This is a genomic window from Alcaligenes pakistanensis, assembly GCF_014652815.1.
Lineage (GTDB): Bacteria > Pseudomonadota > Gammaproteobacteria > Burkholderiales > Burkholderiaceae_B > Alcaligenes > Alcaligenes pakistanensis.
On the sequence record NZ_BMZN01000005.1, the window covers coordinates 37821 to 54025 of the forward strand.

Below are 16205 nucleotides of genomic sequence, written 5' to 3' on the forward strand. Positions count from 1 at the left end.
GTTAGTTCACCTCAGAAAAGTCGAGTTCCTGACCGGGCTTGAGCGAGACATATGCCTTGCGCACACTGCGGCGGCGACCCATGAAACGGCCAAAGCGCTTTTCTTTGCCTTTCTGATTGAGCACCTGCACCGATTCCACTTCTACTTTGAACAACAGTTCAATAGCAGCTTTGATTTCAGGCTTGGTAGCATCAGGAGCGACGCGGAAAGCGATTTGCTGATTTTTTTCGGCAACGAACGTGGCTTTTTCAGTCACGACAGGAGCCAGAATTACTTGCAATAGACGTTCGGCGTTCATCCCAACATCTCCTCAAACTGAGCGACAGCCGCTTTGGTGACCAACACTTTTTTGTAGTGGATCAGGGACAGCGGGTCTGCGTAGCGTGGTTCAACCACAGCAACGTGAGGCAGGTTACGCGTAGCCAAGTACACGTTCTCGTCCAGCGCGTCGGTGATGATCAGCACGGATTCCAGGCCCAGGTCTTTCAGCTTGTTGGCTGCCAGACGGGTCTTGGGTGCTTCCAGAGTGAAGGAATCAACAACCAACAGACGCTCGTCACGGACCAACTGAGACAGAATCGCGCTGATACCGGCGCGGTACATCTTCTTGTTGACCTTGTGCGTGTAGTTTTCTTCACCAGTGTTCGGGAATGCACGACCGCCTCCACGCCACACGGGCGAGGATGTCATACCAGCACGAGCGCGGCCGGTGCCTTTTTGGCGCCATGGCTTCTTGGTGCTGTGGTTGACTTCGGCACGAGTCAATTGCTTGCTATTACCGCTGCGAGCATTGGACTGGTATGCAACAACGATCTGGTGAACCAGGGCTTCGTTGAATTCACGACCGAAAACGGTTTCGTTGGCCTGCAATGTGGATGCAGCTTGGCCTTGTTCGTTCAGGAGCTTCAGTTCCATGGATTAGGCTCCTTTCACAGCAGGGCGCACAACGATATTGGCATTCTTGTGACCTGGGACAGCGCCCCGGACCAACAACAAGCCACGCTCGGCGTCGACGCGGATCACGTCAAGATTCTGAACCGTACGGGTAACGTCACCCATATGGCCCGACATTTTTTTACCTTTGAACACACGGCCTGGATCCTGGGCTTGCCCAATGGAACCGGGTACGCGGTGCGAGCGCGAGTTACCGTGGCTGTTACGCTGGCCGCCAAAATTATGGCGTTTGATGGTACCGGCAAAGCCTTTACCAATCGTGGTGCCTGTAACGTCAACCTTCTGACCCGCTTCGAAAATGCTTTCCACAGCGACTACAGAACCGGCAGCAAGCTCGGCTATAGCAGCGGGATCGAGGCGGAATTCTTTCAGGATGCTGCCAGCTTCAACGCCAGCTTTTGCATAATGCCCTGCCTGGGGCTTGGTAACACGCGTTGCACGACGGGTGCCAAAGGCAACCTGTACAGCGGCGTAACCGTCAACAGCGGGCGTCTTGACCTGGGTGATGCGGTTGTTGGACACGTCCAGTACGGTCACAGGGATGGACTCGCCTTCCTCTGTAAACACACGGGTCATGCCAACTTTACGCCCAACAAGGCCCAGCCGCCATGCGGCAGGCGTAGGTGTCGAGTTCGACATCGTTTTCTCCATTCCCGACTACGATTGGTCGGGGCTAACTGAGAGTACACGCAATAATTTGCGCGACGACCATAACCAAAACTTTTTGGCTAAGCTAGTAAATATAGCACGGCGCTGTAAAGCCAAGCAAGATTTACTGCAAAAATCTGCCCTAAACTGCTTGATTGACAACAGTTTTTTTGAATTCAGGGGGATTGACCTGCCAAGCCACATCAAGAAAACTGATACTAAAATCGGGTTTTAATTATGCGGACTTATTTACAAAACGCGCGACATACTCGTTCACGGGCTCGTCCCGAATTTGTGTTGGCGTGCCACTTTGCTCTACCCGTCCTTCGCGCAAAACCACAATATGCTGCCCCAAACGCAAAGCTTCATCGATATCGTGAGTAATGAAGACGATGGTTTTCTTCAGGCTCTGCTGCAAGCGCAATAACTCGTCCTGCATCTCGTAGCGAATCAAAGGATCCAGCGCCGAGAAAGCCTCATCCATCAACAAGATATCGGCATCCACGGCTAGCGCTCGAGCCAATCCTACCCGCTGCTGCATTCCGCCCGACAGCTCGTCAGGGTAATTATCGGCATAGTCTTGCAAGCCCACTCGCTCCAGCCACTGCTGGGCCTGTACACGCGTTTGCTGGGGTTTGTCGCCACGGACCTCAAGCCCAAACCCCACATTCTCGGCTACCGTCAGGTGAGGCAACAAACCAAAGGCCTGGAATACCATGCTGATTCCATAACGCCGGAACTGCCGCAGGCTGGCCATATCCAGTTGCAGGATGTCCTGCCCGTCCACCCATACTTGCCCGGCACTAGGGTCGATCAAACGATTGATATGTCGTACCAAGGTCGATTTGCCAGAACCCGACAAACCCATGACGCAGGAGATCTGCTGCGCGGGAAAACAAGCATTCACTCCGGCCAAACCCACAATGCAATCGGTCTGCTTTTGTACGGCCTGTTTATCAAGTCCCTGTTTCAGGAGCTCCACCGCCTCGGTAGCGCGATTACCAAAAACTTTATAGACGTCTCGCAGTTCGATCTTGCAGGCGGTCTGCTCGCTACTCGTGCTCGATACCGTACTCATGCTTGCCTCCTGACCCGACGACGATGACGCTGGGAGCGCCCAAACGATTGGGAAATGCGGTCAATGACAATGGCCAGAATCACAATCGCCACCCCGGCTTGTAAACCACGGCCTATATCCAGTGTCTGAATCCCGGCCAGCACATCCTCACCCAAACCTTGGGCGCCGATCATGGAAGCGACTACCACCATGGACAGCGCCATCATGGTTGTTTGATTGATCCCAGCCATGATGCTGGGTCGCGCCAAGGGCAAGGTAACTTTAGTCAGCATTTGCCAGCGCGTGACGCCATATGCCTGCGCGGCTTCCATCACGTGTTTGTCTACCTGCCGCAACCCCAGACTGGTCAGGCGGATCAGTGGCGGGACTGCATAAACAACCGTCGCCAGGACAGCGGGCACTTTACCCAATCCGAATAACATCAGCACCGGAATCAAGTACACAAAGCTGGGCATGGTTTGCATTACGTCCAGCACGGGCGTTAATACCTTTCGCAGCAGACGGCTGCGGGCACTGAGAATCCCAAGTGGAACGCCAATCAAGACGGAAAACACCGTAGCGACCAAGACCAGTGTGAAGGTCTGCATCAGCTTGTCCCATAAGCCCATCGCACCAATCAGATACAAGCCGGCAACATAAAGCAGCACAGGTACAAAGCGGCGTTGCCCCCACCAGGCCAACAAACCCGTCAAGGCCAGAATCGCCCAGGCAGGCACCTGCTGTAACACTCGCTCTACCGGCAAAATCGCATGCGTCAGGATCCAGGCACTGATCTGACGGAACCCCGTGCCCCAGTCTTGTACTGCGGCCAACAACTGGCGATTCACCCAATCTGCTGCCGACCACTGTGGGAAAAAGCCGGACTGTACCGCGCGCACCGTTTTTGTTTCTTGAGGTGCTAGGGTCGCCTGCAGACGATCGGCCTGAGCCACCGGCATCCAACTACGCCACTGCTCAGGATTCTCCTTCAAGAACTTCTGTACCTGCGTGCTTGCGTTCTGCCCGCCTTCCGTCATACCCAGAATGATGGTGTTCATCTGTTCGGGTTCCAACCGGATCTTCTCAAACAGAGTCACCAGATCGGGATGAGACTGAACAAAGGGAGTCGAGGCGGCTACGCCAATCTGCGCCAGGATGAAGTCTGTCGGACAGATCTTGCCTTTACCCGAGACGGCGGCCTCCCAGCAGCCCTCATTGAAAGGAGCGCTGACCAGTTTCTTGAAAGAATACTTGGCCATCAAGCCCGCGGGCTGCCAATAGTAGAAGAGGATAGGCTCACGCCTGTCATAGGCAGCGCTAATTGCCGCGTCCAGAGCCGCGCCGGTGCCGGGCCGGAAATTTTGATAATGCTCGCCCAGGCCATAGAGATCGAACAGACGGCTATTAAAGGTTTCACATACCCAGCCAGAGGGGCAATTATAAAAGCGGCCCTTGCCAGGCTGCTCCGGATCACTAAAGACCGTGGCATAGCGTCCCAGATCCTCGACTGTCCGCAGATCGGGGGCTACTGGCTTGATACCTTTTGCCGGGTCGCCATCGACCACATAGTCCGGGACATACCAGCCCTGCTCGGCCCCACCCATCAAGGTATTGCCAATCACCTGCACCTGACCGGCTTTAATTGCCTTTTCGATAATCTCGGTTCGCCCGGACCAGATCTCGCCAATTACTTGAATATCATTTTGCGCCAGTGCACTTTCCAGAGCTGCCGAGGAACCTGGCACCCGTTCGGTCTTGCAACCGTAGGCCTTCTCCAGGATCTGTTGATACAGCTCAGTGCTAAATGCCGCACTTTCCCAGCTCAAGTCGGCCAGCCGTATGGGTTGATCATCCACACACGCTTGCGCTGATGCACTGCTCCCCCACAGACATAGCCAGAGTGCCAGGAAATACCATAGGGCCAGGAAAGGCTTTCGTCTCCGATTTATCATTTTTGTCCTCCTTCAACCCTGCCCATCGTCGCATTTGTTCCCGGGTCAAAGTGTGTCCGGTCGTAAAAAACAAACCAAAACCCGCTTTATCCAAAATCAACGCCGTGATGAACCAGCCGTGAAGGGCCAGAAAGCCAACCTCTTGCTCTGTTCAGGGAAAACGAGCAATCGCCGTATCATCATCAACATCAAAAGCAAATTTACGGACAAAAAAAAACGCCATGCTATTGCATGGCGTTTTCTTCAATGTATCTCGAACAGCTAAGCAGAAATTACTGCAGAGCGATTTCGACGTCTACACCTGCTGGCAAATCCAGACGCATCAGAGCGTCGACGGTCTTATCGGTAGGATCGACAATGTCCATCAAGCGCTGGTGGGTACGCATTTCAAACTGATCGCGCGATGTCTTGTTGACGTGCGGCGAACGCAGAATGTCGTAGCGACGGATACGTGTTGGCAGTGGTACTGGACCACGAACAACAGCGCCGGTGCGCTTAGCGGTTTCTACGATCTCAGCAGCAGACTGATCGATCAACTTGTAATCGTAAGCCTTCAGACGGATGCGGATTTTCTGGTTTTTCATGGGTAATCCTAAAGAACGATATAAGTGGGGCTTTTTAGCAATGACATCCAGAATTCCGGATTAACTCACTGTAAAAAATCCCCTTTTTGGGGGTAGTGAAGCAAAGTTGCAGCGGTAAGGCTTACACCTTCCCGCTGCAATCTAGGCCTATTACTTCAGGATCTTAGCCACAACACCAGCGCCAACGGTACGGCCGCCTTCGCGAATAGCGAAGCGCAGACCTTCTTCCATGGCGATAGGAGCGATCAGGGACACTTTCATCGAGATGTTGTCGCCTGGCAGAACCATTTCTTTGTCTTCTGGCAATTCGATCGTACCGGTCACGTCAGTCGTACGGAAGTAGAACTGAGGACGGTAGCCCTTGAAGAAAGGAGTGTGACGACCACCTTCTTCTTTGGACAGAATGTACACTTCGGCGTCGAAGTCTGTGTGTGGCTTGATCGAGCCGGGCTTGGCCAAAACTTGACCACGCTCAACGTCTTCACGCTTGGTACCACGCAGCAACAGACCGACGTTATCGCCAGCTTCGCCTTGGTCCAGCAATTTGCGGAACATTTCAACGCCGGTACAAATAGTCTTGACCGTGTCTTTGATACCCACGATTTCGATTTCTTCGCCGACTTTAACGATACCGCGCTCAATACGACCGGTCACAACCGTACCACGACCGGAGATCGAGAACACGTCTTCCACAGGCATCAAGAATGCACCGTCAACGGCACGCTCTGGCGTAGGAATGTAGTTGTCCAGCGCTTCGGCCAAAGCCAAAACAGCTTGGCTGCCCAATGGGCCTTCGTCGCCTTCCAGAGCCAGCTTGGCCGAACCCTTGATGATCGGGGTGTCGTCGCCGGGGAAGTCGTACTTGGACAAGAGCTCGCGCACTTCCATTTCGACCAGTTCGATCAGCTCTTCGTCATCCACCATGTCGGCCTTGTTCAGGAACACGATGATGTAAGGAACGCCAACCTGACGGCTCAGCAAGATGTGCTCACGAGTCTGGGGCATAGGACCGTCAGCGGCCGAACACACCAAGATCGCGCCGTCCATCTGGGCAGCACCGGTAATCATGTTTTTGACGTAGTCAGCGTGACCGGGGCAGTCAACGTGTGCGTAGTGGCGAGCAGGCGTCTCGTACTCAACGTGCGAGGTGCTGATAGTGATACCACGTGCTTTTTCTTCAGGGGCGTTGTCGATCTGCGAGTAATCGCGCGCTTCACCGCCGAATGCCTTAGCCAAAACCGTGCAGATTGCAGCGGTCAGAGTGGTTTTACCGTGATCAACGTGACCGATTGTGCCGACGTTAACGTGCGGTTTGGTCCGTTCGAATTTACCTTTTGCCATAGCAGACTCCTGAAGGGAGAAGCGATATAGAGATGAGGGGTGTGGTGCCCATGACGCGGATCGAACGCGTGACCTCTCCCTTACCAAGGGAGTGCTCTACCACTGAGCCACATGGGCATTCAACTTCGACTAAGAAAAGCCAAAGATTTTAAAACCTGGAGCGGGTGAAGGGGATCGAACCCTCGTCTTAAGCTTGGAAGGCTTCTGCTCTACCATTGAGCTACACCCGCAGACTTTTCTTCACCCTCTCCTAAAGTTGCCTTGCTGGCGAACTTTAGAAAAATGCTGGTGGTGGGAGTTGGATTCGAACCAACGTAGACGCAGGGTCAACAGATTTACAGTCTGCCTCCTTTAACCACTCGGACATCCCACCCTGAGCGAAAATCGAATTATGGACATGTTTCCGTAACTCGTCAAGCCTTTTGGGTCAAAAACTTAATAATTCGATGATTTTTTTTGAAAACCCAGTATTTGAGTGATTTTATCCCTGTTTTATGAGGAATTTCCACTCAGTTTTGAACACTTCAAAAACAGGTAAATTCGAACGAAATCCGGGTAAACACATAGTTTTTTCTGTATTTTTATGCCTTATTTTTGTAAGCAAACGATACCAATAAGAATTTCGCCTGATTTTCTGCTCGTCCGAGCATCCTGCCCCTCCCCTTTTAGGACTTGGCTCTGCAATCCATTTTTCTAGCTGGTAGGGATTTACTCGCAAAAAAACCGACTCAAGGTCGGCTTTTTTGTCTTCTTGCGCTTACGTTGGTACAGCTTAATCGTCGGTTTGTTCCAGCAAAGACGACAAGCCCTGCTTTTCCAACAAAGCATTGAGATGTTCCCAACCATGAAAAGCGATCTGCAGCTGCCCTTTATCCTTGGCACCGACCTTTAAAGTCACTTTAGTACCCAGGTGGTCAGACAAAACCTTTTCAAAGCGCTGTACATCACCATTCCGGCCAGCTTTGTTTTGCGCTTGTTTGCTGGCAGGCTCATCATCCTCGTGCAAGGCACGGGCGACCAGCTTCTCAGTTTCACGTACCGACAAACGACGAGCAATCACCTCGTTAGCCAACATGATCTGACGCGCCGCATCCATGGCCAGCAAAGCACGGGCATGGCCCATATCAATATCACCGGCCAGCAGCATGATCTGCACAGGCTCAGCCAGGTTGATCAAACGCAGCAGGTTGCTGGTGGTGGACCGTGAGCGGCCAATCGCCTGGGCGGCTTGCTCGTGCGTCAGACCGAATTCGTCCAGTAAACGCTTGACCCCTTGCGCCTCTTCCAGCGGATTCAAATCTTCACGCTGGATATTCTCGATCAGGGCCATGATGGCGGCGTTCTCGTCGCCTACCTCGCGCACCAGGACTGGCACTTCTTCCAGACCTGCAATCTGCGATGCGCGAAAGCGACGTTCACCGGCGATGATTTCGTACTTGCCTTTATCCTTGCCCGACAAAGGGCGCACCAGGATAGGCTGCATCACACCTTGTGCGCGGATGGACTCGGCCAGCTCGTTCAAGGCGCCCTCGTCCATGCGAGTACGCGGCTGATACACCCCGGCTTTAAGCAGTTTGACGGGCAAACTGGAAGGCGGGCCATCATCAGCCCGAACTTCGCCCTTTTTCCCTATGGTTGCGATAGCGCCTGCGTCCGCGCCGAGCAAGGCATCCAAGCCTCGACCTAGACCTTTGGGTTTTCGTGTAGCCATGCTTACATTCCTATTGATTCTTGTGTGCCTTACGCCTTATCGCTGCGGGAGTCTTTCTTCAAGCGCTTGATCAGCTCTTTGCCAAAGTCCATGTAAGCCTTGGCGCCCCGGGAGTTTTTGTCATACACAATACCTGGCATACCGTGGCTTGGCGCTTCAGCCAAACGCACATTACGTGGCACAACTGTCTTGAACACCTTATCGCCAAAGTGCGTCTCGATCTGATTGGAGACTTGCTGCTGCAAGGTAACACGACCATCAAACATCACTCGCAGCAAACCAATCAACTGCAAATCCGGGTTGATATTGCGATAGACCCGCTTAACCGTATTAACCAAGTCCGACAGCCCTTCCAGCGCAAAGTATTCGCACTGCATAGGGATGATGACCCCATGCGCACTGGCCAGGCCATTAAGCGTCAGCAGTGACAAGGTAGGTGGGCAATCAATCAGGACAAAGTCGTAATCGTCCAATACTTGAGCAAGCGCCTGTTTGAGTTGTTGCTCGCGCTCCTGCATCTGGATCAGATCGATTTCGGCGCCTGACAGCTCCCTATTGGAAGGCAATACGTCATAACCACCTGTTTCAGAACGTATCTTAACGTTAGAAATACTTTCATCACCAATCAGAACTTGGTACAGATTGCCGGACAGGTTGTTTTTATCAATACCACTACCCATAGTGGCATTACCCTGGGGATCCAGGTCAATCAATAAAACTTTCTTCTTCAGTATCGCAAGTGCAGCTGCCAAATTGATAGCTGTGGTTGTTTTTCCGACCCCGCCTTTCTGGTTAGCAATACAAAACACATAGGCACGGGGAGATTTTTCGTCGTTTTTACTCATGATTATCCTTGCTGCACCAACCACACTAGACAACGCTGTGCTTCTAGCTCCGGTACAGTTAATGATTCTATTCGCTCGACCTGCCAATTACTTTCAGATTGCAATGCGGCTATTTCCATATCGGGCACTTTACCCTTCATAGCTGCAATGCGCCCACCTGGGCGCACATGCCTACCTGCCAAATTTACAAAATCAAGCAGCGAAGAAAAAGCTCGGGAAACCACAATATCAGCCTGCATGGGTTCCTGCTGCTCTACACGAACGTGCATTGCCGACAAATTGGGCAGGCTCAATACCCCAACCATTTGCCGAACAAATGCCATTTTTTTCTCGACAGCATCAATGCAGGTAATGTTCCACGTGGAACATGAAGCTGCCAAAACAACTCCCGGCAACCCAGCTCCTGAACCCACATCCACAATCCGCACAGATTTTTGAGCTGTTTGAGGGGCGCTATCCAGGTACTGCTGGAAAGGTCGAACAATCGACAGACTATCAAAAATATGTTGCACCAGCATTTGATCTGGGTCACGCAGAGCGGTCAGATTATAAGTGCGGTTCCAACGCTGCAACTGATTTATATAATCCAGCAGCTTGCGAACCAAGTCTGGGTTCTGACTCAGACCCAAATCCAGCAAGGCCTGATTCAGGCGTTTAGAAAAAATATCGCTCATGCCGTATGTTTATTTTTTTGCCTGCGTTTCAGATGTACCAACAATAAGGAAACCGCAGCTGGTGTTACACCCTGAACACGCCCAGCCTGGCCAACAGTCAAAGGCTTGGCCGCCTTTAAACGCTGGCGCACTTCAATCGACAATCCTTTGATGTCGTCGTAGTCCATATCTTCAGGGATAGCCTGCTCTTCCAGAGCCGCTTGGCGAGTAACCTCATCCTGCTGACGCGCCACATAGCCCGCATACTTGACCTGAATTTCCACTTGCTCAACGTGCACTGGATCATCTAGCCCAGGGCCAGCAACAGAATGGCCTTGATCGTTCAGTACCGCCATCAGTTTCGAGTAGTCCACCTCAGGGCGCTTCAACAAATCAAAAAAGGAGTACTCGCGTTCAATATTTTTACCTAACAATGCTTGTGCCTGTTCAGCAGGCAGGCTACGAGGATTAACCCAAGTGCCTTTCAAGCGTTCTATTTCACGTGCGACAGCATCACGCTTACGGTTGAAATGATCCCAACGGGCGTCATCCACCAGGCCCAGTTCACGCCCCATTTCGGTCAGACGTTGATCTGCATTATCTTCGCGCAAGCTCAGACGGTACTCAGCACGAGAGGTAAACATACGGTAAGGCTCGGTCACCCCACGGGTGATCAAATCATCCACCAAGACACCCAGATAGGCTTCGTTACGACGGGGATACCATTGCTCTTTTTCTCGTGCCAAACGCGCTGCATTCACCCCGGCCAGCAAACCTTGAGCAGCCGCCTCTTCGTAACCAGTTGTACCGTTGATTTGACCAGCAAAGAACAAACCACGAATCTGTTTGGTTTCCAGAGTTGGGTACAAGGATCGAGGATCAAAGTAATCGTATTCAATCGCGTAGCCCGGGCGCATAATGCGCGCATTTTCTAAACCAGGCAGACTGCGCACCATCGCTAATTGAATATCAAAAGGCAGGCTGGTGGAGACGCCGTTTGGATAAATCTCAGTGCTACTTAAGCCCTCGGGCTCCAGAAAAACCTGATGGCTATTCTTATCCGCGAAACGATGAATCTTGTCTTCAATAGACGGGCAGTAGCGCGGGCCTATACCTTCAATCGTCCCCTGGTCGCTATACATAGGCGAACGGTCTAAACCGGAACGAATGATTTCGTGAGTACGCTCATTGGTATGGGTTACCCAGCACGGCATTTGTCGGGGATGCATGGATACATCCCCCATATACGAAAAGACCGGAATAGGATCGCTATCCCCAGGCTGCACTTCCAGCTGGGAAAAATCAATCGTATTGGCGTCGATACGTGGAGGCGTCCCCGTCTTTAATCGTCCTTGCGGTAACTTCAATTCACGCAGACGATGTGCCAGGCTAATGGACGGTGGATCCCCTGCCCGGCCGGCAGAGTAATTATTCAAGCCCACATGGACCAGACCGTTCAAAAAAGTACCCGCAGTTAAAACTACAGACTTGGCTTTGAACTCCAATCCAATTTTAGTTACCGCACCAACAACACGATCGCCTTCCACAATCAAGTCTTCAACCGACTGCTGGAACACCATTAAATTAGCTTGGTTTTGCAGAACCTGCCGGATCGCCTTGCGATACAAGGAACGATCAGCCTGGGCACGCGTAGCCCGAACAGCAGGGCCTTTAGAACCATTCAAGGTGCGAAATTGTATGCCTGCGTAGTCAGTGGCCAGCGCCATTGCCCCGCCCAGAGCATCGACCTCTTTAACCAGATGCCCCTTGCCAATGCCCCCAATAGAAGGGTTGCAAGACATCTGCCCAAGGGTATCCATATTATGGGTTAGCAGTAAGGTAGACACGCCGGTTCGAGCTGCCGCTAAAGCCGCTTCGGTACCAGCATGTCCGCCGCCTATGACAATAACGTCAAACTCTTCGGGATAAATCATGTCAGAACAGCTTAAAAGTAAAAACCAATTATACGATTACCAGCGGCGTATGTTCCACGTGAAACATATGGAACCACTATCTGTTCCACGTGGAACACAGTTTTTTGCGTAAATACCACTGTGGATAACTTTGTGGAGAAATAGACCATTTTTTATCCCCAGGTCTTCCCATAAAACCCAACAAGCGCTTCTACCACAAAACTCCGGCCTACCACCGTATCTGATGGAAGCCATAAAAGGCGCGCTTATAGCCCTTAAATACCGTAAAAGCGACTATCTAGGCACGGTCTCCAGACATAGGGCTATAGAAGCTGTTTAACAGGAGGCAAAATTGTGGATAACAGAGCAATAAAAAGAAATACTGCCTGATGGACAGGAATATTGCCTAACAATCTGGCGATAAGAAAATTTCTAGGAAATTCACAGTGAAAAATGCCTTCGCTTCTTTACTCAAGGCAGACACTTAGCTACTCACGCCCTTCACGTAGACACAAAAATGGGCACAATCATGCGCCCAAAATTCCCTGCAGTCTGCTACTTAAAAAGAGAGACCACTTCGCTGATCGGAGCAATCACAGCGAGACAACTGCCCTTCCCTTCAATGGGTGGACAAGAAGGCCAAAGCACAGGTCCTAAGCTATAGGGAAATCAGCATTCTTTTTACGGGGTTAATCAAGACCACCTTGGCTCTAAATAGGAAATAGCTATATCGATGTAAAAAAGCATCCTATTGCTGTGGTTCCATGACCAACAGGCAAGAGAGCAATCTATGGTATTTTCGACAGGAATTCGTCTGTTACTTCGCCACCCAACTTTCGCTTAAATCTGAATAGTGGGTGCATTTTTATTATTCATGCCAGTAGACCCATGCAGATCAAATCCAAGCTCCCCTCTGTGGGCACCACTATTTTTACAACCATGAGCCAATTAGCTTTGGAGCACAAAGCTATTAATCTGGGCCAAGGCTTTCCAGATTTCAATCCCGACCCTGCTTTGATCCAGGCGGTACACCAGGCAATGCTGGACGGCATAAACCAGTATCCAGCAATGGCCGGCTACCCGGCCCTGCGAGCAGCCATTGCCGACAAGACTCAGCGGCGCTATGGGCGTCTCTACGATATAGACTCAGAAATTACAGTGACCAGCGGCGCCACTGAAGCCTTGATGGCGAGCTTTCAAGCCTTTGTTCATCCTGGCGATGAGGTGATCGTCATTGAGCCCTTCTATGACCTATACATCCCTGCTATCCAGTTAGCCGGCGGTATCCCGGTTGCCGTACCCATGACTGCGCCTGACGCGGCGGTGCCTTACTATCGGGTCGACTGGGATCGTGTTGAAAAAGCGATCAGCAGCAAAACACGTATGCTGGTCATTAACTTCCCTCACAATCCAACCTGCACCATCTTGTGTCCCCAGGACCTGGATGCCTTGGAACAGATCGTTGATAGACATCCCTTGATGATTTTGTCTGACGAGGTCTATGAACATCTAACCTTCGACCAAAAAGAGCATCTAAGCCTTGCTAGCCGCCCTAAACTGGCAGAGCGGGCCATCATCGTATCGTCCTTTGGCAAGACCTTTCATGCTACAGGCTGGAAGGTAGGTTATTGCTGCGCACCCGCCTACTTGAGCACCGAAATCCGCAAAGTGCATCAATATACTGTTTTTACCGTTCCTAGCCCCCTACAGGCGGGTTTAGCAAGCTATATGCAAGATCCCGCTACCTGGGAGAGCCTGCCTGCGTTCTACCAGGAAAAACGCGACTATTTGCACCAAGGGCTGCAACAAACCCGTTTTAAGCCTATGCCCAGCGAGGGAACGTTTTTTCTGCTGGCTAGCTATGAAAATATTTCTGACTTGCCCGAGCTGGACTTTGCCAAGCACTTGAATCAGGCCTACGGTGTAGGCGCAATCCCGGTCTCTGCCTTCTACCTGAATCCCAATTCTGAACAAGCCAATCATCGGTTGCTGCGCTTTTGTTTTGCTAAGCAGCCTAGCACCCTGGACCAAGCCATAGAACGCCTACAAAAGGTCTAAAACCTGGTTTCAGAGCTCTAATCCAACCGCCGACAGGCGGTTTTTTTTCGCCCCAATTTTTGTGGACAAGTCACACCTCTGTCTTGCCTGCCGTACTTGCCGCCTTGGCTGTATTCTTGCGCTGCAGCACAAAACAAAACAAGTGGATCGCAATACATCGAACACAAACCACGAAACCCTTGTTTTGTGCACCGCGAGACGTCGGATGTAAAACAGCCACACCAGCCTCTAAAAGCCATCCTGTTGATAACTTTGGGGGCAACCCTGATTTTTTGCCCAGTTATCGCTTCTTTTTCCTTAAGAAAACGGAAAGAAAACTAAATGACCTGATCTCCTCGGTGTGCCTGCCCAGCAAGCAGACAGCTCGGTTTAAATGTTAAAACCACAAAAAATATATATATAAAACAAGTACTTATTTAAACATTACCTACTTTAGCTATCTACCTGAACTGTGAAAAAACACAGCCCATAACGCACAGCAAAGCTAGACAAGCGAATCACCGCAGTAAGCATGCGCTTTACCCACAAAATGTGGATAAGTCAAAAATTCAAATGAGATTGACCTAGTACAAGTTCCTACCTCAGTGCCCTCTGGGGTAATCACCTGCTTCAGCCAGTCAAGCCGTTCAACAAGAACCCATATCTTTTGCCTGCCGTCCCCTTGTTTGAGTTTTTCTCATACTGAAAGAAAAGCCCGGGAGAGCGTAGCAAACTCGATCTTGCCTGGTTCTGAAAATAAATTTTCAGTTTCTGCGGCGTGGATTTCCGTATGCAAAAGATGCATAAGCCAGCTTTGAGCGAGATCGTGATTTTTGTTCATGGACTGCATCTTAGTCGAGAACATTTGGCTTGCAAAGGGTTGAGCCCTGCCAGGTAGGAGCTTGAACTTATCTTATATAACAAGCACTTAAATATTTTATTAGAATTACTGGATGGAAGGCTGTTGATAAGTCGAACAAGTACCTTTAACCATGTAAAAACAAGAGCTTAGTCGTATTTTTTACGGGGATAGATCTACTGCTTACCGGTGGATGGTTTAGGTACAACTTTCAAGCTAAACAAAGAAGTACCTACTTATGCCTTATGTATCCACACCCTGTTCACAATGGGCTTCCTAGAGCTTATCCACAGGAAAGAAAATTGTAACAGTGAAGAAAAAAGAGGGATTAACGTACAGCCTGGGTAAAACCGGTGTCCGTCATGATGATTTTCTCTGGCCAACGTAATGCAGCCAGGTGAAAAGCCGAGTCTTCAGGGGCTTGTTCTTTGCGGCGATCACGCCAGCGAGCTCCAACGGAGAAGTCCACGCAAAAGGTATTTTTCTTTAGACCATGCCAGGAAAATGGATCTATATCCTTGAATAATAAGGAATATTTAGACATTTTTGCTACTGGTTGAGGGAATAGCTGACGCCAGTAATGGCCAAAAACTACTGGAATATCGTCTTGATAGCTGTTCCACCAGGGGGTGCGATCCGAAAAACGCCAACGGTTGCCGGCAAAAAATGGCTGACTGGCAGCCCCTTCAGTTCCTGAGGTCAACAAACGGATCGGGTTGAAGTCATTTTTGACTAGATCGTAGTCAATGTAGGCCTGCAATAGAGGCATCGTAGTTTTTGGATCTTCAATTTTTTCTTTCCATTCTTCTTTAGCTCTCAGATATTTAGTCAAAATTCCTTTTTTTTCTGCATAACTATCTGCTTTACGCTCACATTCAAAGAAAAATTCAAAAAAATCTTCAGTTTTTACAGATCGAATAGCATCAATTGATGAATTATTCCAAGCTGCATGCACGATTCTAAGGTCGCTTCTTTCTAATGCAATGGGTAGTGAGCTTAAAAATTCTTGTAGTTTGTCTCTATTTTGAGGTTTTACACGCTTAAATGGTGCGTAATTCTTTAAATCAGACTGATAACGCTGTTCAAAGTACCAACCTGAACCATCTTTTGCATCGTCTATTAGAAGATTTATTTCATGATTACCTAAAATTCCTTTAGCTTTATTATTATTTATCAAGGACTTAAGGTATTCAATAACACCAGGGCTGTTTGGACCTCGATCACAATAATCTCCAACGAATATCAAGCTTCGTTGATCTGGGTGTGAGCCATCTTCCTGGTATCCCAGATTTTGGATCAGTCGTTGTAGGGCTTCAAGCTCTCCGTGTACATCACCGATGATGTCTAAAGAACCAGTAGGTAAAGCTTGTACAAGAAAGTTGGGCATGGGTGACTAGATCTTTATTTAGTAATAACTATATATATAACTAATAATGGATAATGGATGTCTGTGGATAAGTCGAATAGGTTGAAATTTAGCTTTGATTTCAACTATTTACAGGACATTTTTGCCTGTGCAGCATCCCTCTGGAGCCGGTGGACCAAAACTGGACAAAATTTGAGGTCCCGAAAGACAGGCGACTTATCCCCTTTTCATCCACAGCACGTCCACAACAGGCCTACTTGGAGCTTATCCACAGGCCCCAAGAGC

General features: G+C 50.2%; 14 protein-coding genes and 3 tRNA genes. 2 read left to right on the plus strand and 15 right to left on the minus strand.

Annotated elements, in window-relative coordinates; translation table 11 throughout:
• Position 1: 1 nt before the first annotated feature.
• The 5 genes from rplW to IE156_RS15610 all read right to left on the minus strand — a co-directional run bounded on the left by rplW (position 2) and on the right by IE156_RS15610 (position 4515).
• On the minus strand, positions 2–298 hold the full coding sequence (gene rplW / locus IE156_RS15590) for a 50S ribosomal protein L23 (protein ID WP_189393577.1): 297 nt from the start codon (positions 296–298) through the stop codon (positions 2–4).
• A complete protein-coding gene (rplD, locus tag IE156_RS15595; RefSeq protein ID WP_094198176.1) occupies positions 295–915 on the minus strand; it encodes a 50S ribosomal protein L4 in 621 nt (206 codons plus the stop codon). The genes rplW and rplD overlap by 4 nt, the downstream gene beginning before the upstream one ends.
• A 3-nt stretch (positions 916–918) precedes the next feature.
• On the minus strand, positions 919–1593 hold the full coding sequence (rplC, locus tag IE156_RS15600; protein WP_189393578.1) for a 50S ribosomal protein L3: 675 nt from the start codon (positions 1591–1593) through the stop codon (positions 919–921).
• Between the two features lie 244 nt (positions 1594–1837).
• Entirely contained in the window at positions 1838–2680 is an 843-nt protein-coding gene (locus IE156_RS15605; RefSeq protein WP_189393579.1) for an ATP-binding cassette domain-containing protein, read from the minus strand.
• Complete coding sequence (locus tag IE156_RS15610; RefSeq protein ID WP_229841413.1) at positions 2677–4515, minus strand: glycine betaine ABC transporter substrate-binding protein; 1839 nt, start codon at positions 4513–4515, stop codon at positions 2677–2679. The genes IE156_RS15605 and IE156_RS15610 overlap by 4 nt, the downstream gene beginning before the upstream one ends.
• A gap of 148 nt (positions 4516–4663) precedes the next feature.
• Between IE156_RS15610 and IE156_RS18455 the strand changes: the two genes are divergently transcribed.
• Complete coding sequence (locus IE156_RS18455) at positions 4664–4876, plus strand: hypothetical protein (protein WP_229841415.1); 213 nt, start codon at positions 4664–4666, stop codon at positions 4874–4876.
• 7 nt (positions 4877–4883) lie between these two features.
• On the opposite strand, the gene rpsJ is transcribed toward IE156_RS18455, so the two are convergent.
• The 9 genes from rpsJ to mnmG form a co-directional block, all read right to left on the minus strand.
• Positions 4884–5195 (minus strand): 30S ribosomal protein S10, encoded by a 312-nt coding sequence (gene rpsJ / locus IE156_RS15615; RefSeq protein ID WP_003803053.1) that lies wholly within the window; start codon positions 5193–5195, stop codon positions 4884–4886.
• A 150-nt stretch (positions 5196–5345) separates the two neighbouring features.
• Positions 5346–6536: an elongation factor Tu gene (gene tuf / locus IE156_RS15620; RefSeq protein WP_189393581.1), complete on the minus strand. Its 1191-nt coding sequence runs from the start codon at positions 6534–6536 to the stop codon at positions 5346–5348.
• Positions 6537–6578: 42 nt separating this feature from the next.
• Positions 6579–6653 (minus strand) — tRNA-Thr (locus IE156_RS15625).
• Between the two features lie 39 nt (positions 6654–6692).
• Positions 6693–6766: transfer RNA gene (locus tag IE156_RS15630), tRNA-Gly, on the minus strand.
• Positions 6767–6822: 56 nt separating this feature from the next.
• Positions 6823–6909 (minus strand) — tRNA-Tyr (locus IE156_RS15635).
• A gap of 399 nt (positions 6910–7308) precedes the next feature.
• A complete protein-coding gene (locus IE156_RS15640; protein ID WP_189393582.1) occupies positions 7309–8247 on the minus strand; it encodes a ParB/RepB/Spo0J family partition protein in 939 nt (312 codons plus the stop codon).
• Positions 8248–8276: 29 nt separating this feature from the next.
• Positions 8277–9092, minus strand: a complete 816-nt coding sequence (locus IE156_RS15645) for a ParA family protein (protein WP_189393583.1) — start codon at positions 9090–9092, stop codon at positions 8277–8279.
• A gap of 2 nt (positions 9093–9094) precedes the next feature.
• A complete protein-coding gene (rsmG, locus tag IE156_RS15650; protein ID WP_189393584.1) occupies positions 9095–9766 on the minus strand; it encodes a 16S rRNA (guanine(527)-N(7))-methyltransferase RsmG in 672 nt (223 codons plus the stop codon).
• Positions 9763–11679 (minus strand): tRNA uridine-5-carboxymethylaminomethyl(34) synthesis enzyme MnmG, encoded by a 1917-nt coding sequence (mnmG, locus tag IE156_RS15655; protein ID WP_189393585.1) that lies wholly within the window; start codon positions 11677–11679, stop codon positions 9763–9765. The genes rsmG and mnmG overlap by 4 nt, the downstream gene beginning before the upstream one ends.
• Positions 11680–12546: 867 nt before the next feature.
• Between mnmG and IE156_RS15660 the strand changes: the two genes are divergently transcribed.
• Positions 12547–13716: a methionine aminotransferase gene (locus IE156_RS15660; protein WP_189393586.1), complete on the plus strand. Its 1170-nt coding sequence runs from the start codon at positions 12547–12549 to the stop codon at positions 13714–13716.
• Positions 13717–14882: 1166 nt separating this feature from the next.
• Here the strand turns inward: IE156_RS15660 and IE156_RS15665 are convergent.
• On the minus strand, positions 14883–15941 hold the full coding sequence (locus tag IE156_RS15665) for a metallophosphoesterase (RefSeq protein WP_189393587.1): 1059 nt from the start codon (positions 15939–15941) through the stop codon (positions 14883–14885).
• Positions 15942–16205 lie beyond the last annotated feature (264 nt).